Source organism: Streptomyces sp. RLA012 (genome assembly GCF_056270325.1).
Genome location: NZ_JBWDPA010000002.1, coordinates 9,586,652 through 9,607,485 on the forward strand (window position 1 = coordinate 9,586,652; position 20,834 = coordinate 9,607,485).

The 20,834-nt window shown below is 71.8% G+C and carries 15 protein-coding genes and 4 pseudogenes; 10 read left to right on the plus strand and 9 right to left on the minus strand.

Annotation, left to right across the window (positions count from 1 at the left end; translation table 11 throughout):
• Window positions 1–55: 55 nt before the first annotated feature.
• Together RV986_RS43590 and pdxR are read right to left on the minus strand one after the other, a co-directional pair.
• Window positions 56–1,648, minus strand: coding sequence for an alkaline phosphatase D family protein (locus RV986_RS43590; RefSeq protein WP_475922667.1), 1,593 nt, complete (start codon window positions 1,646–1,648; stop codon window positions 56–58).
• A gap of 133 nt (window positions 1,649–1,781) precedes the next feature.
• Window positions 1,782–3,245 (minus strand): annotated as a pseudogene (gene pdxR / locus RV986_RS43595) (MocR-like pyridoxine biosynthesis transcription factor PdxR).
• A gap of 334 nt (window positions 3,246–3,579) precedes the next feature.
• Between pdxR and RV986_RS43600 the strand changes: the two are divergent.
• A pseudogene (locus RV986_RS43600) lies at window positions 3,580–4,131 on the plus strand (EamA family transporter); the annotation flags it as partial.
• A 156-nt stretch (window positions 4,132–4,287) separates the two neighbouring features.
• Here RV986_RS43600 and RV986_RS43605 read toward each other — a convergent pair.
• Window positions 4,288–5,118: an alpha/beta fold hydrolase gene (locus tag RV986_RS43605; RefSeq protein ID WP_475922668.1), complete on the minus strand. Its 831-nt coding sequence runs from the start codon at window positions 5,116–5,118 to the stop codon at window positions 4,288–4,290.
• Window positions 5,119–5,310: 192 nt separating this feature from the next.
• Between RV986_RS43605 and RV986_RS43610 the strand changes: the two genes are divergently transcribed.
• Complete coding sequence (locus RV986_RS43610; protein WP_475922669.1) at window positions 5,311–6,195, plus strand: RNA polymerase sigma-70 factor; 885 nt, start codon at window positions 5,311–5,313, stop codon at window positions 6,193–6,195.
• Between the two features lie 254 nt (window positions 6,196–6,449).
• Window positions 6,450–7,211 carry a GntR family transcriptional regulator gene (locus RV986_RS43615; protein WP_475922670.1) on the plus strand — a complete coding sequence of 254 codons (762 nt, stop codon included), beginning with the start codon at window positions 6,450–6,452 and terminating at the stop codon, window positions 7,209–7,211.
• A 112-nt stretch (window positions 7,212–7,323) separates the two neighbouring features.
• Here the strand turns inward: RV986_RS43615 and RV986_RS43620 are convergent, their stop codons facing one another.
• The 3 genes from RV986_RS43620 to RV986_RS43630 all read right to left on the minus strand — a co-directional run bounded on the left by RV986_RS43620 (window position 7,324) and on the right by RV986_RS43630 (window position 10,551).
• On the minus strand, window positions 7,324–8,481 hold the full coding sequence (locus RV986_RS43620) for an ROK family transcriptional regulator (protein ID WP_475922671.1): 1,158 nt from the start codon (window positions 8,479–8,481) through the stop codon (window positions 7,324–7,326).
• 100 nt (window positions 8,482–8,581) lie between these two features.
• The gene (locus RV986_RS43625) at window positions 8,582–9,244 is read right to left on the minus strand and encodes a response regulator transcription factor (protein ID WP_475922672.1); all 663 of its coding nucleotides are present in this window, start codon (window positions 9,242–9,244) and stop codon (window positions 8,582–8,584) included.
• A gap of 146 nt (window positions 9,245–9,390) precedes the next feature.
• Window positions 9,391–10,551, minus strand: coding sequence for a sensor histidine kinase (locus RV986_RS43630; RefSeq protein WP_475922673.1), 1,161 nt, complete (start codon window positions 10,549–10,551; stop codon window positions 9,391–9,393).
• A 108-nt stretch (window positions 10,552–10,659) separates the two neighbouring features.
• Here RV986_RS43630 and RV986_RS43635 point away from each other — a divergent pair, with 108 nt between their 5' ends.
• Window positions 10,660–11,601, plus strand: coding sequence for an ATP-binding cassette domain-containing protein (locus tag RV986_RS43635; protein WP_475922674.1), 942 nt, complete (start codon window positions 10,660–10,662; stop codon window positions 11,599–11,601).
• A complete protein-coding gene (locus RV986_RS43640) occupies window positions 11,598–12,323 on the plus strand; it encodes an ABC transporter permease (RefSeq protein WP_475922675.1) in 726 nt (241 codons plus the stop codon). The genes RV986_RS43635 and RV986_RS43640 overlap by 4 nt, the downstream gene beginning before the upstream one ends.
• Window positions 12,324–12,539: 216 nt before the next feature.
• Here the strand turns inward: RV986_RS43640 and mug are convergent, their stop codons facing one another.
• From mug to RV986_RS43655, 3 genes are all read right to left on the minus strand, one after another.
• Window positions 12,540–13,037: a G/U mismatch-specific DNA glycosylase gene (gene mug / locus RV986_RS43645; protein ID WP_475922676.1), complete on the minus strand. Its 498-nt coding sequence runs from the start codon at window positions 13,035–13,037 to the stop codon at window positions 12,540–12,542.
• Window positions 13,038–13,081: 44 nt separating this feature from the next.
• The gene (gene purB, locus RV986_RS43650) at window positions 13,082–14,524 is read right to left on the minus strand and encodes an adenylosuccinate lyase (protein ID WP_475922677.1); all 1,443 of its coding nucleotides are present in this window, start codon (window positions 14,522–14,524) and stop codon (window positions 13,082–13,084) included.
• A gap of 320 nt (window positions 14,525–14,844) precedes the next feature.
• Window positions 14,845–15,195 (minus strand): DUF4326 domain-containing protein, encoded by a 351-nt coding sequence (locus RV986_RS43655; RefSeq protein WP_475922678.1) that lies wholly within the window; start codon window positions 15,193–15,195, stop codon window positions 14,845–14,847.
• Window positions 15,196–15,385: 190 nt separating this feature from the next.
• Between RV986_RS43655 and RV986_RS43660 the strand changes: the two are divergent.
• The 5 genes and pseudogenes from RV986_RS43660 to RV986_RS43680 all read left to right on the plus strand — a co-directional run.
• Window positions 15,386–15,670 (plus strand): annotated as a pseudogene (locus RV986_RS43660) (recombinase family protein); the annotation flags it as partial.
• Between the two features lie 184 nt (window positions 15,671–15,854).
• Complete coding sequence (locus RV986_RS43665; RefSeq protein ID WP_475924650.1) at window positions 15,855–17,558, plus strand: IS1182 family transposase; 1,704 nt, start codon at window positions 15,855–15,857, stop codon at window positions 17,556–17,558.
• A 140-nt stretch (window positions 17,559–17,698) separates the two neighbouring features.
• A complete protein-coding gene (locus tag RV986_RS43670) occupies window positions 17,699–19,402 on the plus strand; it encodes an IS1182 family transposase (protein ID WP_475924650.1) in 1,704 nt (567 codons plus the stop codon).
• Window positions 19,403–19,639: 237 nt separating this feature from the next.
• Window positions 19,640–19,807 (plus strand): annotated as a pseudogene (locus RV986_RS43675) (recombinase family protein); the annotation flags it as partial.
• 214 nt (window positions 19,808–20,021) lie between these two features.
• Window positions 20,022–20,615 carry a hypothetical protein gene (locus RV986_RS43680; RefSeq protein ID WP_475924750.1) on the plus strand — a complete coding sequence of 198 codons (594 nt, stop codon included), beginning with the start codon at window positions 20,022–20,024 and terminating at the stop codon, window positions 20,613–20,615.
• The last annotated feature ends 219 nt before the right edge of the window (window positions 20,616–20,834 follow it).

Sequence of the window (20,834 nt, forward strand, 5' to 3'; positions counted from 1 at the left end):
GGGGATGACTCCGGTGCGCGGCCCGACACTTCGAGGATACGGGAGACGGCGGGAGTTACTGGCCCACACGCCCCGGCTGCAGCACCTGAGTGAACAGCACGGTGCCGTCGTACTCGCGCAGTCGTACCGTCAGTTCCCCGCTGTCCCCGTCGATGTCGACCTCACCGAAGAACTGGTAGCCCTCGGCGGGCGAGACGTTCGAGGCGGTCGGCGCCTTCACGAAGACCCGGTCCGGGCCGAAGGTGCCGTCCAGCGCGTTCGCCGGGAAGGCACCCGCGTTGAGCGGTCCGGAGACGAACTCCCAGAACGGCTCGAAGTCCTTGAACGCGGCCCGCGACGGGTCGTAGTGCTGTGCGGAGGTGTGGTGGACGTCGGCCGTCAGCCACACGGTGCCGGTGATCCGCCGGTGCTTGATGAACCGCAGCAGCTCGGCGATCTGCAGTTCGCGCCCGAGCGGTGCGCCCGGGTCGCCCTGGGCGACGGCTTCGATGTTCGGCTTGCCCTCGACCGGGTCGGGCACGACCAGGCCGAGCGGCATGTCGGCGGCGATGACCTTCCACACCGCGCGTGACGCGGCCAGCTCGCGCTTGAGCCACTCCAGCTGCTCACGGCCGAGGATGCCCTGCGGGTCCGTGGTCTGGTCGTCGGGCGAGTTGGCGTTCCGGTACGTCCGCATGTCCAGCACGAACACGTCCAGGAGCGGACCGTGGTGGACGGTCCGGTAGATCCGGCCGTCCGGGCGCCCGCTGATCGTGGAGATCGGGAAGTACTCCGAGAACGCCTGCCGGGCGCGGACCGCCATGTCGTCGAGCTTCGTGCCGGCCGGGTAGGGGGTACCGGTGCCGATGACCTCGCCCGGGTACCAGTTGTTGCGGACCTCGTGGTCGTCCCACTGGATGATGTTCGGCACCTGGGCGTTGAACCGGCGCAGCGCCGAGTCCAGCAGGTTGTAGCGGAAGTTGCCCCGGTAGTCGGCCAGGGAGACCGCGACGTGCGACTTCTCCTCGGTGGTGACGTTCCGGTAGAGGCTGCCGTCCGGAAGCGCCGCGGTGGCCGAGATCGGGCCGTCCGCGTAGATGTTGTCGCCGCTGCACAGGAAGAAGTCCGGGTCCGTCTTCGCCATCGCGTCGAAGATCCGGTAGCCGCCGATCGACTCGTTGATGCCCCAGCCCTGCCCGGCCAGGTCGCCGGACCAGACGAACCGGACGTCCCGCCGCCGTTTGGAGGGCGCGGTGCGGAAGGTGCCCGCCACCGGCTCGCCGGTACGCCGCGGGTCGTCGGGATCGGCGAGCAGCACACGGTAGTGGATCTGCTCGCCCGCGGGCAGCCCGCGCAGCCGCGTGGTACCGGTGAAGTCCGAGTCCGCGCCGAGCAGCGGACCGTGCCACCTGCGCGGGTTGCGGAACGACTCGGTCGCGGAGGTCTCGACGATCATCCGGGCGGGGCGGTCGGAGCGGACCCACACCAGTCCGGAGTTCGCGGTCACGTCTCCGGCCTGGACGCCCCACCCCGCCTTCGGCCGCCCGGACAGCGCGAACGCCGGCGCCGCGCCGAGCGCGGTGGGCAGGGCCAGTGCCGCCGACGCGGCGAGTGAGCCGCGCAGCACGCTGCGACGACCGGGGAAGGGGCTTTGCGGACGGTGTGACATGAATGCGCCTCCAGGGACGGAGTCGGCCGGTGTGCAAGGCCACAACTACTGGTGCGCCGCAGCGCACACGGAAACCACAAGTGAACAACTGACCCCGAGCGCAAGCGGACCGGTGTACGACTCCAGGCCCGCGTCAGGTGCCTCGGGAACGCACCGCCGCGGCCATCAGCCGGACACCTTCGCGGATCCGCGCGGGGGACTGGTGCGCGTAACCGAGCACCAGTCGTACGCCGCCGTGGTCGACCGCCCGCCCGTAGTCCGTCAGCGGACGCACCGCCACTCCGGCCGCCGCGGCCCGAGCGAGGAAGTCGTCCTGTGGTCCGTACCGTTCGGGCAGTACGGCGATGGCATGCAGACCCGCCGCGATCCCGGACACCTCCGTGCCGGGGAAGTGCTCCTCCAGGGCGGACACGAGTGTGTCGCGCCGCTCCCGCTAGGCGCGCCGGCAGCGCCGCAGGTGCCGGTCGTAGTCGCCCCGCTCCACAAAACGGGCAAGAAGCGCCTGGTCGACGACGGGGTTCCCCAGATCCATGGTGCGCTTGCGCTCGACGACCGCCTCGGCGAGCGACGCCGGTACGAGCAGCCAGCCCAGCCGCAGCCCCGGCGCGAGCGACTTGCTGACCGAGCCCGTGTAGGCGACGTGCTCGGGGTCGAGCCCTTGCAGTGCCCCCACGGGCGTACGGTCGTAGCGGAAGTCCCCGTCGTAGTCGTCCTCGATCACCAGACCGTCCACCGAGCGGGCCCAGTCGAGGAGTTCCGCGCGGCGCCGCGCCGAGTACGCGATCCCCGAGGGGAACTGGTGGGCGGGCGTCGTCACCACGGCCCGTACACCCGACGCCTTCAGCGGCCCGGTCTCCAGCCCCGCCCCGTCCAGGGGCAGCGGTACGGTGTCGACGCCGGTCGCGGCATACAGGGCACCGTGCTCCGGACTTCCGGGGTCCTCGACACCGACAGCGCGCTCCCCGCGCGCGTGGAGCACGAATCCGAGCAGGGTCATCGCCTGCGCGACCCCGGAGACCACGATGACGTGCTCCGGCTCCGCGGCCACGCCACGGCGCCGCGCGAGCAGTTCGGCCAGGGCGGTGCGCAGTCGGGGCAGACCGCGCGGATCCGGATAGCCCAGCGCATGGTGGGGCAGTTCGGCGAGCACCCCGCGCTGGGCGGCCGCCCAGGCCGTGCGCGGGAACAGGGACAGGTCGGGTGTCCCCGGAAGGAAGTCGGCGCGGGCCCCGGCGGAGCGCGGCGCGAGATCACGCGCGCGGGGGAGCGCGGCCCGGACGGCACCGCCGACCCAGGTCCCCGCGCCCCGGTCGCTGCGCAGATACCCCTCCGCGGTCAACTGCTCGTACGCCTCCGTGACCAGCCCCCGCGACACCCCGAGATCGGCGGCGAGCTCACGGCTGGACGGCAGCCGGGTGCCCGGCGCGAGCCGGCCCGTGCGCACCGCCTCGCGCAGCGCGGCCTGCAGCGTGCGCCCACGCGCGCGTGGCGGTGCCGAAGCGGCCGGCAGGAGCAGCTCCCAGGCGGCCGTCCACGGCGCGGAGTCCGGCCGAGCGGGGCGGGGCGCCTCCCCCGGACGGGTACCGGACGGCGTCAAGTGGTCCCCGATGGCGTCATGACAGTGGACCTTAAACCGGACCGCGTCCGCTCATAGCGTCACCGCCATGAACGCCACCACCCGGGGCTCGCTGCTCGCCGCCCTCGCCTGTGTCCTCGTCGGAGGCTCCTTCACCGCCAACAGCGTCCTGGGCCACTACCCGTACGCGGGCGGCCAGTTCCTGCGCTACGGCCTCGCGGCCGCAGGTCGGACGGCAGCCCACGTACCCGCCTGTGTGCTGCTCCTGCCGCTGGTCGGGCGGGGCGGCGCGGCACCGCTGGGGCGGCTCGTGGCACGTCAGTGGGGGCGCCTCGCGCTGCTCGCGGCCATCGGCATGGTCTGCTTCAACCTCGCCGTGATCGCGGCGGAACGCACCGCGGAACCGGCGGTTCCAGGCGTCTTCGTGGGCTGCGCCCCCGTCGTGGTGGCCGTTGTCGTGCCCCTTCTTGACAACCGTCGTCCACAAGGGCGGGTCCTGTACGGGGCGTTGCTCGTCGCGGTGGGCGCCTGCACGGTCCAGGGATGGGGACACACCGACGGCGCGGGAATCGCGTACTCCTTGTGCGCGCTGGCCGGCGAGGTGGGCTTCGCGGTCCTCGCCGTGCCCCTGCTGCGCCCGCTCGGTCCACGGCTGCTGTCGGCCACCGTCTGCGGGATCGCCGCGGTCGAATCGGCGGTGGCCGGGATCCTCACCGGCGGCGGCGCGTGGCTTCGGAAGCCGGACGCCACCGAGGCCACCGCGCTGCTGTGGCAGGCGGCGGTCGTCACGGTCGTCGGCTTCGTGTGCTGGTACATGGGCATGCAGCGCATCGGCGCGGAGCGCGCCACGCTCTTCTCCGGCCTCATCCCGGTCGCGGCGGCCTGCACCGCGCCGCTCGTCGGCACCGGCGCGTACGGTGCCGCGCAGGCCGCGGGCAGCGCGCTGGTCGGCGCCGGAGTCGCTCTGGGCTCCGGCGCGCCGAGCCCGGCCGGGCGCCGCCCAGCGGCTGCCGCCAGGCGTTCGACGAGTGACGTCGAGTCCTCGGCGGTCGGTGCCGAGCCCTCAGCGGCTGCCGTCGAGAAGGACGCGGGCGACGAGGGCCGGGTCGTCGTTCATCGGGACGTGGCCGCAGCCGGGCAGCCGCACCAGCCGGGCCCGGGGAATGATGTGCTTGGCGCGGATCCCCTGCCGGCGCACCAGCAGCCGGTCCCGGGTGCCCCAGGCGACCGTGACGGGCAGGCCCGGGATGTCGTCCGAGAACTGGACCGTGGAGCCGGCCCGGAGCGTCTCGGCGAATCCCTCGGCACGGGCGAGCGCGAGCGTCTCGGCGACGACCGCATCGGGTGAACGACGGCCGGGCCGTGCGTAGATGGTGCTCGTCAGGACGGCCCGCCCGGCCGCCGTCCGCGAGAGCCGCTCGACCACCGGGAGCGGCAGGCGCCGCGCGCCCTGTCGCATGGCCATGAGCACGCCGAAGGCGTAGCGCCGCTCGACCGGCGTCCAGAACCCGGCGGGCGAGAGAGCGGTGACGGACCGTACGAGCTTCTCACGGCCCAGCTCCAGGGCCAGGAGGCCGCCCAGGGAGTTGCCCGCCACGTGCGGACGCCCGATCTCCAGCGCCTCGCACAGCGCGCCGAGCGCGGGCACCACCGTCCCGAGGTCCGGCGTGAGCCCGTCGGGCAGCGCCGGGGACTCACCGAACCCGGGCAGGTCCACGGCTATCACCTCGCGCTCCGCGGCCAGTATGTGGACGACCGGGTCCCAGGCCTGCCGGTGGTGGCCGATGCCGTGCAGCAGGAGCAGCGGCTCCCCGGTGCCCACGCGCGCGTAGGACATGGTCACGGTCCGCGGGCCGGGCGCGGAGGGGAGGCTGACGGAGACCGTGGCGGACATGATGCTGCTCCTCGTCTGGTGACACGCTGGGAGACATCTTCGTAGACAGCTTGTCAGCAACTGCTACCGACGGGTAGCCCCCGGTCCCCGGGAGTCCGTACCCATGTGCCGCCATCGAGCCGCGGCCCCTTCCGCTCGGCGAGACGGCGATTCCGCCTGGACACGGCGGGACGGGTCGGATGGGATGGGACCGTGGCCATCGACACCGCGACCGAGGTCTTCGAAGAGCACCGTCCCGTCCTGATGGGCGTCGCCTACCGCATGTTGGGGAGAGTGGCCGACGCGGAGGACGTGGTCCAGGAAGCCTGGCTGCGCTGGTTCGGCGCCGACCGGACCGAGGTGCGCGAACCACGCGCCTACCTGGTGCGCGTCACCACCCGGCTCGCCATCGACCGGCTGCGCCAAGTGCAGTCGCGCAACGAGGCGTACGTGGGGCCGTGGCTGCCCGAGCCGTATGTCACCGACTTCGGGGACACCGTCCCCGACGGGGCCGAGCGGGCCGTGCTCGCCGACTCCGTCTCGTTCGCCGTCCTCGTCGTCCTGGAGTCCCTGTCGCCCCTGGAGCGCGCGGTGTTCGTCCTCAGGGAGGCGTTCGGCTACCCGTACGCGGACATCGCCGCCGTCCTCGACCGCGGCGAGCCCGCCGTGCGCCAACTCGCCGGGCGGGCACGCAAGCACGTCGAGGAACGGCGGCCGCGCTACGAGGTGGACCCGGCCGAACGCCGTGATCTGACCGAGCGGTTCCTCGCCGCGGCGGCCGAGGGCGACCTGGAGGGGCTCGTGGCCATGCTGGCCCCGGACGTCCGGCTGGTCGGCGACAGCGGTGGACTCGCGAAGGCGCCGCTGCGGGTCATCCAGTCCGCCGACAAGGTGGGCCGTTTCCTCTACGGCGTGGCCCAGAAGGGCGTCTCGGACCTCTCGTTCCGCCTCCTGGAGGTCAACGGCGGCGCCGCGCTCCTCGCACTGTCCGAGGGCAAGCCCGACAGCGTCTTCCAGCTGGACGCCGTGGACGGCCGGATCCAGTGCATCTACATCGTGCGCAACCCGGAGAAGCTGGTGTCCCTGGGCAGCCGGTAGCCACCGCGACACCGGGGCGAACCCGCGAGCCCCTGTCTTCTGGACGGGGGCTTTCGGCGTTGTGTCGGGAACGTCGCCCAGCGCGAACGCCCTGTGAACGCTCCGCGGCGAGACGGCTGAGCAAACCACAAGGGATCGAGGATTGGTCTTGACCAAGGGTGAGGGCGGCCCTATCGTCGCATGGATAGTGTAAGAACCTTTAATAAACAAGGGCGCTAAAACGCCGCCGGGCCACGGCGATTGCGGAGGACAGGGTGGGGACCACGCAGCTGGAAACGGTGCCGGAGCCGAAGTACTGGCATCTCAAGACAGTGTTGAGCCAGGCACTGGACTCCGAATTCTCCGTGGGCGAGATCCTGCCCAATGAGCGCGACCTCGCGGCCAGGTTCGGCGTCGCCCGTGCCACGCTGCGCCAGGCGCTGGAGCAGCTGGAACTGGAAGGGCGTCTGCAGCGCCGCCGCGGGGTGGGCACGACCGTCGCTCCGCCCCGGGTGGGGGTGGCCGTCGGTTCCGAGCAGGAAGTGTGGCCGGGCGCGGCCGACGACGCCTGGCAGTCCACGGACTGCGCGGCGGCGGTCCCGCCCGCCGCCGTGGCCGACGTCCTGGAGACGGCCCACGACGACGAGGTGCACACGATCCGCCGCTCCCGGGTGACCCACGGTCAGCCGGTCGCCGCCGAGCTGCTCTACGTCCCGGCGTCCTCGGTGTCCGACCTCTCCGCGGTCGACGCGCCCTCGGGGGCGGCACGCGCGCGTGCCGTGCTGCGCGAACTGCAGCGCCTCGACCTGGAGGGCCAGGACCGCGCCGTGGAACTCGGCTCGGCCCGCGCGGACGACGCCAAGGAACTCGACCGGTTGCCCGGGGCGCCCGTCCTCGTCGTCACGACCCGTTTCTTCGCCGAGGGGCGCACCGCCGCGGTCTCCGTGGCCACCTACCGCGCCGACACCTGCCGGCTGACCTTCGGTGACGTCGGCGGCGTGGAGATCCACCACGACCCGCAGCGCCGGGCTTCCTGAGCCGGGCTTCCCGGGCGGCACGACAACCGGCGTGCCGCCCGTCGTACCGAACCCCTCACGCCCCGGAGCACTCCGGGGCGTGACGTTTCTGCGGCGCTGATCGAACCGCCGCTCAGCGATGCGCGGTCACGGTCCCCTCCACCGCGAACAGCTGCTCCTCCACATGATCGAGGGCCAGCCGCAGCGCGCCCGTCGCGACGGCCGCCTCGCCCAGGAGCGAGAGCGCCACCTTGGGGGGCCGCAGACAGTAGCGCTCCAGCTCCCGCCGCAGCGGCTCCAGCACCCCGTCCAGACCGGCCGCCCAGCCGCCGATCACGACCAGTTCGGGATCGAGGGCGAGGACGAGGGCCGCCACGTCGTGCACCAGGCGCTGGATGAAGCGGTCGACCGCCGCGCGGGCCCGCAGGTCACCGCTCCTGGCGAGCGTGAAGACCTCGGCGACGGCCTGCTCGTCGAGCGGGTGCAGCGGCTCGTCCGTGGTCGACAGCAGCGTCTCGGGAGTCGCCTCGCGGCCCAGCAGATGCAGCGCCCCGATCTCGCCGGCGGCGCCGCCGTACCCCCGGTGCAGCCGCCCGCCGATCAGCGCGCCGGCGCCGGGGCTCAGCCCGGCGAGAACGAACACCATGTCGTCCGACTCCGTGGCCGAGCCCTTCCAGTGCTCGGCGACCGCCGCCGCGTTGGCGTCGTTCTCGACCAGCACAGGGCACTTGAAGGAACGGCTCAGCCGATCGCCCAGCCGCAACCCCGTCCACTCCGGCAGCGCCGTGCCGAGACGTACGGTGCCGTCCGCCTCGACGATGCCGGGGCTGCCCACGCCCACCGCCCGCAGTGAGCTGCGGGCGACGCCCGCCCGGCGCAGCAGCTCGGCGACCGCCGTCCGCAGCCGTTCCAGCCGCTCGTCCGCCGAGGCGGTCTCGTCCACGTCCTTGGACATGGCGCCCAGCACCCGGCCGTCCAGATCGGCGAGCAGCCCGGCGACGCGATGGGGGCCGATCTCCAGGCCCAGCAGATGGCCCGCCTCGGCCCTGAACCTGAACCGTCGCGCGGGACGCCCCTGGCGCCGTGCGGCGCCCTCCTCGGCGGCCTTCTCGACCACGAGCCCGGCCTCGATCAGCCCCTCGACGACGCCCTCGACCGTGGGCCGGGACAATCCGGTCACCCGGGTGATCTCGGTGAGGGTCGCGCAGTCCGTGGCACGCAACGCGCGCAGCACCACCGCGGAATTGATCCTTCGCAGCAGAGAGGGGTCCCCGCCGGTCAACTGCCCCAACGTCCGTCCTCCCAGCTCGCGCGCGTGTTGGCCGGATCGTACTCGGCGCGGCGCACCCCCGCGAGAGCCGGGGACACTCTTTGCTACCCGCGGGTCGCTTTCAGCCCGGGGCCACGAACCCCGACTCGTACGCCGCGATCACCGCTTGGGTACGATCCCGGGCCCCCAGCTTCGCCAGCACGGCGCTGACGTGCGACTTGACCGTCTCGGTGCCGACGATCAGCTGCCCGGCGATCTCCGCGTTCGACAGCCCCCGTGCCATCAGCCGCAGCACCTCCGCCTCCCGCTCGGTCAGTGCGGCCCGCTCCATGGCCACCCGCGCGGCGGGATCGCCCGCGCCGTCCCCGTACTCGGCCGCCAGCCGCCGTACGGACGCGGGGAACAGCAGCGACTCGCCCTCGGCCACGAGGCGCACGGCGTGCACGATCTCGGCCGGGCGCGCCCGCTTCAGCAGAAACCCGTCGGCGCCCGCGCGCAGCGCCTCGTAGACGTACTCGTCGTTCTCGAACGTCGTCACCACGAGGATCTTCGGCGGATCGCTCACGGTCCGCAGCACCGCGCGCGTCGCCTCGATGCCGTCCAGGAGAGGCATCCGGACGTCCATGGCGACGACGTCCGGCCGCAGCTGTCGTACCAGCGGGATCACCGCGGCACCGTCGGCCGCCTCGCCGACCACCTCGATGTCGGGCTGCGCCTCCAGGACGGCCCGCAGACCGGCCCGTACGAGAGGTTCGTCGTCGACGAGGAGAACGGTGACCGGCATCCGGCCAGCCTAGATCACGACTTTCGGCGGGCCTCGATCGGAGTGGATCATGGTGCTCGGTGGACCTCGATCGGCCTGGCTCGCGGTGTTCGGTGGACTTTGATCGGCCTGGCTCGCGGTGTTCGGCAGACCTCGATCGGCGTGCGTCAGCGCAACGGCAGCTCCACGTGCACCCTCCAGTCGCCGTCCTCCGGACCTGTTCGTGCCTGCCCGCCGAGCAGTGCCGCCCGCTCCCGGATGCCGCGCAGTCCGCTGCCCCGGCCGGGCCCCGGGATTTCGGCGGCCAGGGGGTTGCGGACCTCCAGGCCGAGCGTTGTGCCGTCGACCGCGATACGGACCCGGACCGGCACGCTCCCCGCGTGCCGCAGCACGTTGGTGAGGGACTCCTGGAGGATCCGGTAGCCCTCCCGGGACACCGGTCCCGGCACGGTCTCCAAGGGGCCCGTCACTTCTGCGTCGACCTCGGCACCCGAGGTGCGCGCCGACTCCAGGAGCCGGTCGGCCTCGGTCAGCGTGGGCCGGCCGCTCACGGGGCGCCCCGCCTCGCGCAACACCCCCAGCACCCGCTCCAGGTCCTCCAGAGCGGCCCGGCCGGTGTCCTCGATGGCGCCCAGGGCCCGGTCGGTGAAGACGGGGTCCGCCGCCGCCCGCGCCGCGCCCGCCTGCACCACCGCCACGGTCAGCGCGTGACCGATCGAGTCGTGCAGCTCACGGGCGATGCGGGTGCGTTCCAGGAGCTGCTCGGTGCGCTCCTCCAGGGCGGCCAGCCGCTCGGCGGGCGAAGGGCCCAGCAGCCGGCGCGCGATCACCGTGATCAGCGCGCCGAGGCCGACCACCGCCCCGTACAGGGCGAGCAGCGGCAGTGGCACGAGCAAGGCGCAGACCCACTGCGGGAGCGACACGCCCGGCAGCGGGGTGGCCGGCGGCCGGCCGGACGCGGCTCCGGCCAGTTCGACCGAGGCCGCGGGCATCCAGACGGTGACGCCCATCGCCACCGCCCCGAGGCCCATCCGTACTTCGAGCCAGAGCACGGTCCGCCACCGGTCCCGCCAGGTGACCGAGGGCGCCACCGAGATGCCCGCGTCCCCGCTCCCTCGCTCGTCCGGCGTGAGCAGCAACTGCGCCTGCACCCCTTCACCGAGCCGGACGGCCGGGATCAGCCCCAGGGGAAGCAGGAGCACCGCGGGCACCCACGGCCTCGACATGTCGATGAACAGCCACACGCTGACGAACAGCATCGGCACCCACAGATGCAGCAAGCGCGTGTACGTCGTCCCCCGGAGCAGCGGGCGCAGAAAGCGGGCCATCGCGTCATCGTGTCAGCCGGTAGCGGCAACGGGCTTCCCCCGTGCGGGGGAGACGGTCTCCACCCGCGGGGGAGGCGCCGATCGGTCGGCAGTCGCCACGCTGAGGCCATGACCAGCATCGACGTCCAGAACCTGACCAAGGCGTACGGCGGTCGGCGCGCCGTGGACGACCTCACCTTCAGCGTGCTTCCCGGCCGCGTCACCGGCTTCCTCGGACCCAACGGCGCCGGGAAGTCCACCACCATGCGGCTGGTACTGGGCCTGGACCGGCCCACCTCCGGCACCGCCACCGTCGGCGGCCGTGCCTACGCCGGACTCGACGAACCCCTGCGCGTCGTCGGGGCCCTGCTCGACGCGCGGGCCCCGCACGGTGCGCGCGGCGCGCGCGACCATCTGCGGGCGCTCGCCGCGACCCATCGCATCCCCGAACGCCGCGTGGACGCCGTGCTGGCGGAGGCGGGCCTCGCGTCCGTCGCGCGGCGTCGGACGAAGACGTACTCCCTGGGCATGCGACAGCGTCTGGGCATCGCCGCCGCGCTTCTCGGCGACCCGCCCGTGGTGCTGCTCGACGAGCCGTCGAACGGGCTCGACCCCGAAGGGATCATCTGGATCCGCGAGTTGCTGCGCCGACTGGCCCGTGAGGGCCGCACGGTACTCGTCTCCAGCCACCTCATGAGCGAGACCGCGGCCTTCGCCGATCACCTCGTCGTCCTCGGCCGGGGCCGGCTCCTCGCCGACACCCCCCTGCGGGAGTTCATCCACGCGCGCGTGCGGCCCCGGGTCAGAGTGCGCAGCACGGACGGTGCCGCACTCGGCGTCCTGCTCGCGCGCCACGGGCACGAGGCCGTCGAGGGCGACGACGGACGGTGGACCGTCGCGCACGCGCGCGTGGAGGACATCGGGCACCTCACGTCCTCCGCCGGGCTGCCGATCCTCGAACTCGCGGCGCAGGAGGGCACATTGGAGCAGGCCTATCTGGATCTGACGGCGGGCGAGGCCGAGTTCGCCGCCGCGCCGTCCCCGACAGGGCCCCAGGAGGTCCGACCATGACGTTCCCACCCGTACTCCACGCGGAGTGGATCAAGATCCGCACGCTGCGGTCGCTGGTGGCGGCACTGCTCGCTGTGCTCCTCACGACGGCGGTGTTCTCGGCGCTCGCCGGCCTCGACGACTCCGGGGGCCAGGACGTAGACCCGCTGTTCTCGGTGTTCTTCGGCGTCAGCTTCGGGCAGATCGCGGCGGTGGCGTTCGGCGCGCAGGCCGTCGCCGCCGAGTTCCGGGGCGGCGCGTTGCGGGTGTCCTTGGCCGCGGTGCCTCGGCGAGGGCTGTGGTTCGTGGCCAAGGCGGCGGCGATCGGGGTGCCCATGCTGGCGGTCGGTCTGGTGACGGGGCTGGCGAGCCTGGTCGTGGGCAAGGCGGCCCTCGGGACCGGGGCGAGTGGGCCGGCCTGGGGCGAAGGGGTGCGTGGGGCGGTGGGCTGCGGCCTCTACCTGGCCCTGATGGCCCTGTTCGCCGCCGGGCTCACGGCGGTGCTGCGCAGCGCGGTCGCCACGTTGGGCATCCTGGTCCCGTTCCTCCTGATCGTCTCCTTCGTGATCGGGGGACTGTCGGGCGGTGCGGCCGACTTCCTGCCCGACAGAGCGGGCCAAGTGGTCCTCCACGCGACCTGGGACGGCGCCCTCGGACCGTGGACCGGGCTCACGGTGACCGCGGCCTGGACGGCGGCCGCCCTCGCGGCGGGCGCGTGGAGCGTACGGCGCCGCGACGCCTGACGGGACGCCAATGGTCAGTGCCGGCCGGTAGTACGAGTTGTCAGTGCCGGCCGGTAGTACAAGGTCATGGTGGGGGAGTCGGACCACATCAGCCGGTAACGGCGTCTTCCTGCGCGCCATGGCCGTTGGGCCGCTCTCGGTGGCTCCCGGCTCGGCGCCGACCAGGAGTTCGGGCTGCTCGCCCCCGTCGCGGAGATCGCCCCACCGTGACCGGCCCTAGCCTTCGGCGGCCACCCGCAGGCGTCCGTACTCCTCGGCCATCGTCGCCGCCGTCCAATGGGCGTTGAGCCCACTGGGGTTGGGCAGTACCCATACCCGGCTGGCCCCGATGGTCCGCTCCTGCGGGCCGATGACCGCCCTGCGGTCGTCGAAGGCCGCCCGGTACGCCGTCACGCCGACCACCGCCAGCCAGTCCGGCCGCAGCCGCTCCACCTTGGCGCTCAGCAGGCGTCCGCCCTCGCGGTACTCCGTCGGGGTCAGCTCGTCGGCCCGGGCGGTCGCGCGCGCCACCACGTTCGTGATGCCGAGCCCGTACGACGGCAACTCGCCCTGTTCCGACGGTTTCATGAGCCGGGGAGTGAACCCCGACAGATGCAGCACGGGCCAGAACCGGTTGCCGGGACGGGCGAAGTGGTGGCCCGTCGCCGCGGTCATCAACCCCGGATTGATGCCGCAGAAAAGCACCTGGAGGCCGTCCGCGACGACATCCGGCACGAGCCGGTCGCGGGCGGCCTCCAGGTCCGCGGGAGTGAGCCGCGTCAGAGGATCGCCCCCGGCGTGTAGCCCGCGGCCTCCGGGTGCTGCTTCACGATCTCCTCGATCCGGCCGACGACCGCGGCGACCTGGTCGGCCGCGGCGCCGGTGAAGGACAGCTTGTCCGCCATCAGCTCGTCGAGCCGCGCCCGGTCCAGCGGGATGCGCTCGTCGGCGGCGAGCTTGTCGAGGAGCTCGTTGCGCTCGGCGCCCTGCTCACGCATCGCGAGCGCGGAGGCGACGGCGTTCTCCTTGATCGCCTCGTGTGCGACCTCGCGTCCGACGCCCGCGCGCACCGCGCCCATCAGCACCTTGGTCGTCGCGAGGAACGGCAGGTAGCGGTCCAGCTCACGCGCCACGACCGCCGGGAACGCGCCGAACTCGTCGAGCACCGTCAGGAACGTCTCCAGCAGACCGTCCAGCGCGAAGAACGCGTCCGGCAGCGCGACCCGGCGCACCACCGAGCAGGACACGTCGCCCTCGTTCCACTGGTCGCCGGCCAGCTCGCCGGTCATCGAGGCGTAGCCGCGCAGGATCACCATGAGGCCGTTGACGCGCTCGCAGGAGCGGGTGTTCATCTTGTGCGGCATCGCCGAGGAGCCGACCTGGCCCGGCTTGAAGCCCTCGGTCACCAGCTCGTGCCCGGCCATCAGCCGGATCGTCTTGGCGAGCGAGGACGGCGCCGCCGCCAGCTGCACCAGCGCGGTCACGACCTCGTAGTCGAGCGAGCGCGGATAGACCTGGCCGACCGAGGTGAACGCCTGCGAGAAGCCGAGGTGCCCGGCGATCCGCTGCTCCAGCTCCGCGAGTTTCGCCGCGTCCCCGCCCAGCAGGTCCAGCATGTCCTGTGCCGTGCCGACCGGGCCCTTGATGCCGCGCAGCGGGTAGCGGCCGAGCAGCTCCTCGACGCGGCCGTACGCGACGAGCAGCTCGTCGGCGGCGGTCGCGAAGCGCTTGCCGAGAGTGGTGGCCTGCGCCGCCACGTTGTGCGAGCGGCCCGCCATGACCAGTTCGGCGTACTCGCCCGCGAGCTTGCCGAGCCGCGCCAGCACGGCCACCGTACGGTCGCGCATCAGCTCCAGGGAGAGCCGGATCTGCAGCTGCTCGACGTTCTCGGTGAGGTCACGGGACGTCATGCCCTTGTGTACGTGCTCGTGCCCGGCGAGGTCGTTGAACTCCTCGATCCGCGCTTTCACATCGTGCCGCGTGACCTTCTCGCGCTCGGCGATCGAGGCCAGGTCGACCTGGTCGAGCACGCGCTCGTAGTCGGCGACGGCGGCGTCCGGCACCTCGATCCCGAGGTCCTTCTGCGCCCGCAGTACGGCGAGCCAGAGCTGACGCTCCAACTTCACCTTCTGCTCGGGGGACCAGAGCGTGGCGAGCTCGGCGGAGGCGTAGCGTCCGGCGAGGACGTTGGGGATACGGGGCTTTGCGGGCGTGGCAGTCACGTGTACGGAGTTTACCCGGCGTCTTTGGGGGGCCGGACCGTCCGTACAGTCCAGGGAGACCAGGTCGGAGGCTTCCCGGGCGGCCGACGAGCGGGCGTCCGGGGAATCTCGGACACTGAAGTCAGCCCCACGGACCAGCCTGGTCGGGCAGGGGCTGAGCGATGACTGCACCGCGACCGGGCGGGCGGCGGGTGGGGTGGCCGGCGATCGTCTCCGCTCTTGTCCTGGCCGCCGGTGCCTTGCTCGTTTCTGCGGTGGGTGGTGCCTGCGGGGGCATTGCTGCCGTTTTCTCCGTGAAACGCTCCACAGGTCACGGGAACCTACGAGGCCGGGGCGGGGCCGTCCGCGATCTCTGCCAGGATGTCGCCGTGGCACAGCTCGGGCACGCACCAGCAGGCCAGCGTCTTGCCGCGCAGGGCGGGCACCAGGGCGAGCAGGTCGGGGCGTTCGAGAAGATACGCCCGGTATTTCTCCATGATCTCCGCACGGGTGCCGTCGCGCTTCTTGGTGGCGGTGTCGTAGGCGAACGGGTTGTAGAGCGGATGCTGCGGGAGGTCCCAGTGGCCCATGGTCCAGCGCCGCCCGATGTAGACGAGGTCCGCGGGGGCGTGTTCGAGCCGGGGGCCGAATTCGTGGATGTGGCCCTTGAGGTTGATCACGGTGGTGGGCATGGGGCTCCCTTCGGACACACGCCTTCTTCCGCTGTTTATCCCACGGGACCCTCGTACGGCAGCAGCTCCGGCCGTTTGGCCGGGCGTCCGTCACCGGATGGTGTGACCCCCCAAGTTCCCTGCTCGTAGGGCAGAGGGCGGGTACGGCAAGGGGGGCGGCGCAATCCGAGCACAAGGAGCACCATCCCCGATGGCCGTCGACCCTCTGATAGATCTCTACCTGCGCAAGAGCAAGAACTTGCGGGAGGACGACCACCGCCGAGAGCAGTCCATCGACGCGCAGGAGGCCTCCGGGCGTCGCTGGGCCGACCGCAACGGCTACACCGTCCGTCATGTGTGGGTAGACCTGGCGTCCGGCTACAAGGCGGATGCCAAGCGTCCCGACTTCGACAAGGCGCTAGCAGCGCTACGGAACGATGAGACCTCGGCGCTGTGGTGCTATAAGGTGGACCGGTTCTCTCGCCAAGGTGCCCGTGCTGTCCTCGACGTGATCGACCCGGCAGACGGCACCGAGCCCGGCCGCCTGATCTTTGAGTACGACAGCGACCCTGTTGCCTATTGGCAGTTGAAGGCTGACAGCGGCTTGGTGGTGCTGGCAGGGTTGGTGGTGCGGTCGGTTCTTTCCTGGTCCCCGGTCGTGGGGTGGGATGGGCGTGTCGATGGAGCCGCGGTCGTGGCCGGAGCCGGATCCCGTGGTGGCGCGGGCGGTACGGGCGAAGAACTACGGGCGGCAGGTGCCGTTGCCGGTGGCGGTGCGCGACCGGCTGGGGGAACTGTTCCCGGACGAGGAGTTCGCGGAGGCTTTTGGCGCGACAGGGCCGGCGGGCTGGTCCCCGGGTCGGCTCGCGTTGGTGACGGTGTTCCAGATGGCGGAGAACTTGACGGACCGCCAAGCCGCTGAGGCGGTGCGTGACCGGCTTTCGTGGGCCTACGCGCTCGGGTTGGAGCTGACCGACACCGGCTTCGACTTCACCGTGCTGTCCCAGTTCCGTACCCGGGTGGTCGAGCACCATCTGGAGGAGAAGGTCCTGGACCTGCTGCTGGCCAGGCTGACGGAGCAGGGTCTGGCCGGTGCCGGGGGCAAGCAGCGCACCGACTCCACCCATATCGTCTCCGCGGTGCGGGACCTGAACCGCCTGGAGCTGGCAGGGGAGAGCGTGCGGGCGGCGGTGGAGGCGTTGACGGTGGCCGCGCCGCACTGGGTCGCCGGCGTGCTGGACGTGCCCGGCTGGTCGCGCCGCTACGACACCCGGATCGACACCTGGCGCATGCCTTCCTCCGCCACCAAGCGCGACCAGCTCGCGCTGACCTACGCCCGCGACGGCTTCGCCCTGCTCAGCGCCGTCTACGATCCACGCTCCGAACCCTGGCTGCGAGAGCTGCCCGCGGTGCAGACCCTGCGCACCGTGCTGCTGCAGAACTACACCCGCACCACCGCACGGGGCGGGCGCGAGGTCGTGGCCCGGCGCACCAGGACCGAGGAGGGTGGTGACGGGCTTCCGCCCGGCCATCTGCGCATCGCTTCCCCCTACGACCTCGACACCCGCTGGTCCGCCAAGCGCGACACGTTCTGGAACGGGTTCAAGCTGCACGTGAGCGAGAGCTGCACGGGCGCGCCTGAAAAGGAGCGCACCGCCCCGAACCTGATCACGAACGTGGCCACCACCGCCTCCACCGTCCCCGACACCAAGGCCCTGGACGGCATCCACCAGCAATTGCAGCGCCGCGGCCTGCTCCCGGGCGAGCACTACCTCGACTCCGGCTACCCCAGCGCCGACCTGATCGTGAAGTCCCGCCAGACCTACGGCATCGCACTGATCACCCCGGTTCTGCTCGACCAGTCCCGCCAGGCCCGCGAGAACGCCGGCTTCCAGGCCGACGCATTCACCATCGACTGGAAGTACCAGCAGGTCACCTGCCCCCAGGGGCAGACCAGCTCTTCCTGGAGCCCGTGCACCCAGCACGGCTATCCGATGATCGTGGTCGCTTTCACCAAACCGGCCTGCGGCCCCTGCCCGGTCCGCGAGTTGTGCACCACCAGCCGCCGGGGCTTCCGCCAGCTCACCTTGAACCCGCGCCCGCTGACCGAAGCCCTGCGTACCGCCCGCGCCGAGCAGGCCGACCGGCACTGGCAGGACGCATACGCCCTACGCTCCGGCGTCGAGGGCACCATCCGACAGGCCCTCGCCGTCACCGACAGCCGCCGGGCCCGCTACCGCGGCCTGGCCAAGACCCACCTCGAACACGTCCACAGCGCCGTCGCCCTCAACCTCATCCGCCTGAACGCCTGGTGGAACGGCAAACCACTCGACCGCCGCCACACCAGCCACCTCGCCCGACTCGAACTCAGCCTCGCCGCGTAGCCGAATGGGCAACAGGGTCGACAGCGACCCTGTTGCCTATTGGCAGTTGAAGGCTGACAGCGGCTTGGTGGTGCTGGCAGGGTTGGTGGTGCGGTCGGTTCTTTCCTGGTCCCCGGTCGTGGGGTGGGATGGGCGTGTCGATGGAGCCGCGGTCGTGGCCGGAGCCGGATCCCGTGGTGGCGCGGGCGGTACGGGCGAAGAACTACGGGCGGCAGGTGCCGTTGCCGGTGGCGGTGCGCGACCGGCTGGGGGAACTGTTCCCGGACGAGGAGTTCGCGGAGGCTTTTGGCGCGACAGGGCCGGCGGGCTGGTCCCCGGGTCGGCTCGCGTTGGTGACGGTGTTCCAGATGGCGGAGAACTTGACGGACCGCCAAGCCGCTGAGGCGGTGCGTGACCGGCTTTCGTGGGCCTACGCGCTCGGGTTGGAGCTGACCGACACCGGCTTCGACTTCACCGTGCTGTCCCAGTTCCGTACCCGGGTGGTCGAGCACCATCTGGAGGAGAAGGTCCTGGACCTGCTGCTGGCCAGGCTGACGGAGCAGGGTCTGGCCGGTGCCGGGGGCAAGCAGCGCACCGACTCCACCCATATCGTCTCCGCGGTGCGGGACCTGAACCGCCTGGAGCTGGCAGGGGAGAGCGTGCGGGCGGCGGTGGAGGCGTTGACGGTGGCCGCGCCGCACTGGGTCGCCGGCGTGCTGGACGTGCCCGGCTGGTCGCGCCGCTACGACACCCGGATCGACACCTGGCGCATGCCTTCCTCCGCCACCAAGCGCGACCAGCTCGCGCTGACCTACGCCCGCGACGGCTTCGCCCTGCTCAGCGCCGTCTACGATCCACGCTCCGAACCCTGGCTGCGAGAGCTGCCCGCGGTGCAGACCCTGCGCACCGTGCTGCTGCAGAACTACACCCGCACCACCGCACGGGGCGGGCGCGAGGTCGTGGCCCGGCGCACCAGGACCGAGGAGGGTGGTGACGGGCTTCCGCCCGGCCATCTGCGCATCGCTTCCCCCTACGACCTCGACACCCGCTGGTCCGCCAAGCGCGACACGTTCTGGAACGGGTTCAAGCTGCACGTGAGCGAGAGCTGCACGGGCGCGCCTGAAAAGGAGCGCACCGCCCCGAACCTGATCACGAACGTGGCCACCACCGCCTCCACCGTCCCCGACACCAAGGCCCTGGACGGCATCCACCAGCAATTGCAGCGCCGCGGCCTGCTCCCGGGCGAGCACTACCTCGACTCCGGCTACCCCAGCGCCGACCTGATCGTGAAGTCCCGCCAGACCTACGGCATCGCACTGATCACCCCGGTTCTGCTCGACCAGTCCCGCCAGGCCCGCGAGAACGCCGGCTTCCAGGCCGACGCATTCACCATCGACTGGAAGTACCAGCAGGTCACCTGCCCCCAGGGGCAGACCAGCTCTTCCTGGAGCCCGTGCACCCAGCACGGCTATCCGATGATCGTGGTCGCTTTCACCAAACCGGCCTGCGGCCCCTGCCCGGTCCGCGAGTTGTGCACCACCAGCCGCCGGGGCTTCCGCCAGCTCACCTTGAACCCGCGCCCGCTGACCGAAGCCCTGCGTACCGCCCGCGCCGAGCAGGCCGACCGGCACTGGCAGGACGCATACGCCCTACGCTCCGGCGTCGAGGGCACCATCCGACAGGCCCTCGCCGTCACCGACAGCCGCCGGGCCCGCTACCGCGGCCTGGCCAAGACCCACCTCGAACACGTCCACAGCGCCGTCGCCCTCAACCTCATCCGCCTGAACGCCTGGTGGAACGGCAAACCACTCGACCGCCGCCACACCAGCCACCTCGCCCGACTCGAACTCAGCCTCGCCGCGTAGCCGAATGGGCAACAGGGTCGACAGCCTTGACTCCGCGAACGAGCGAGACAAGCGCTGGATTTTGAACCGGGCGATGGACGCCAAGGAATACAGCGATCAGCTTTCCGCGCGTACGAGGGACACCAAGCAGCAGCGGGAAGACGGGCAGTGGGTTACGGCTCAGCCCCCGTACGGCTACCGCGTAGAGATCATCGGCAAGCGCCGTCAGCTCGTGCCTGACCCTGACACAGCCAAATCGTGCTGGAGATCTTCCGGAGGGTGAGCGGTGGCGAATCTGCGCGGACGATCTCCGGTGACCTGAACGCGCGAGGCATTCCGGGGCAGTCTGGGGGCGCGTGGCGGCACGCAGCGATTAGCCGGACCATCTCGCACCCTGCCTACGCGGGATGGCAGGTGATCAAGGAGGGGCGGCGGCTCGTCGCCTACCGGAATGAGGCAGGGGAGCGCGTCAGCCTGCGCACGGAGCTGGTGGATGAGGCTGGCCGGCGGCATGCACAGGGCGTGGCGGCGGGCAAAGTCCGTCCGCTGGCTGGCGACGGAACTCCGGGCCCTGGCAAGGCATCTCACCTCCTCACGGACCTGCTGCGCTGTGACGGGTGCAAGCTCGCGATGACCTTCCGTGGGCTCTCGTACAAGTGCGAGAAGGAGCGGGCGTGCGGCATCTGCCCGGCCCCAGCGTCCGCGTACGCCGACGCGCTCGAACGGGATCGTCGGCCGCTGGCTCAACGTCGTCACGGCGCTGGAACCGACCGACGCCCTGGCGGTCAAGATCGCGGAGCGCTGGACGGCTCTGACGCTCCCCGAGGAGACCGAAGAGGTGAGGGGAGCACGGGAAGCCCTCGACGCTGCGGAATCGTCCCTGGGGCGCCTCATGGCGGACAGGCAGGCCGGGCTGTACGACGGTCCGGCTGCCCGTTACTTCGCTCCGCTGCATCGTGACGCGATTGACGCCGTGGAGGCCGCGCAGAAGCACTTGGACGCCGTGGCCCCACGTGCCGTCATCGACACGAGCATCGTGGACGACGGCCAACTGTTGCGGGAAACGTGGGAAGCGGCAGAGCTGGACATGCGGCGCAGCCTCCTGCGCCTTGCCATCGACCGCGTGACCGTGCGTAAGGCCCCATACCAGGGTGCACGCTGGAACGGTGATTCCCGTGTGACGGTGGAGTGGGCTGCCGACGAAGGGTCGGCGCTTCCGACGGACAACGGGTAGTCAGCAACATGATGCAGGAGCAGCCAGCGTCAACCTGGCGGCGCGGCTGCGGCGGTCGGCTCCCCGATTGCGTCACGCCGCAGGAAACGTGAGGCCGAGATACAGGAGGGAGACGCAAGCGCCATGGCCAAAGAGCGAGTTACCGTGTGAGTCCCCCGGTGCGAGCCGGGGGACCTCGCCGAGGCGATCCGCGCCGCCAGGCCCCGCACGAGTACAACC

Excerpts from the sequence above, each read along its gene's own strand:
- RV986_RS43590 (WP_475922667.1), bottom strand. The coding sequence starts at position 1,648 with ATGTCACACCGTCCGCAAAGCCCCTTCCCCGGTCGTCGCAGCGTGCTG.
- RV986_RS43605 (WP_475922668.1), bottom strand. The coding sequence starts at position 5,118 with ATGTCCGCCACGGTCTCCGTCAGCCTCCCCTCCGCGCCCGGCCCGCGG.
- RV986_RS43625 (WP_475922672.1), bottom strand. The coding sequence starts at position 9,244 with ATGCCGGTCACCGTTCTCCTCGTCGACGACGAACCTCTCGTACGGGCC.
- RV986_RS43630 (WP_475922673.1), bottom strand. The coding sequence starts at position 10,551 with ATGGCCCGCTTTCTGCGCCCGCTGCTCCGGGGGACGACGTACACGCGC.
- RV986_RS43635 (WP_475922674.1), top strand. The coding sequence starts at position 10,660 with ATGACCAGCATCGACGTCCAGAACCTGACCAAGGCGTACGGCGGTCGG.
- RV986_RS43640 (WP_475922675.1), top strand. The coding sequence starts at position 11,598 with ATGACGTTCCCACCCGTACTCCACGCGGAGTGGATCAAGATCCGCACG.
- RV986_RS43655 (WP_475922678.1), bottom strand. The coding sequence starts at position 15,195 with ATGCCCACCACCGTGATCAACCTCAAGGGCCACATCCACGAATTCGGC.
- RV986_RS43665 (WP_475924650.1), top strand. The coding sequence starts at position 15,855 with ATGGAGCCGCGGTCGTGGCCGGAGCCGGATCCCGTGGTGGCGCGGGCG.
- RV986_RS43670 (WP_475924650.1), top strand. The coding sequence starts at position 17,699 with ATGGAGCCGCGGTCGTGGCCGGAGCCGGATCCCGTGGTGGCGCGGGCG.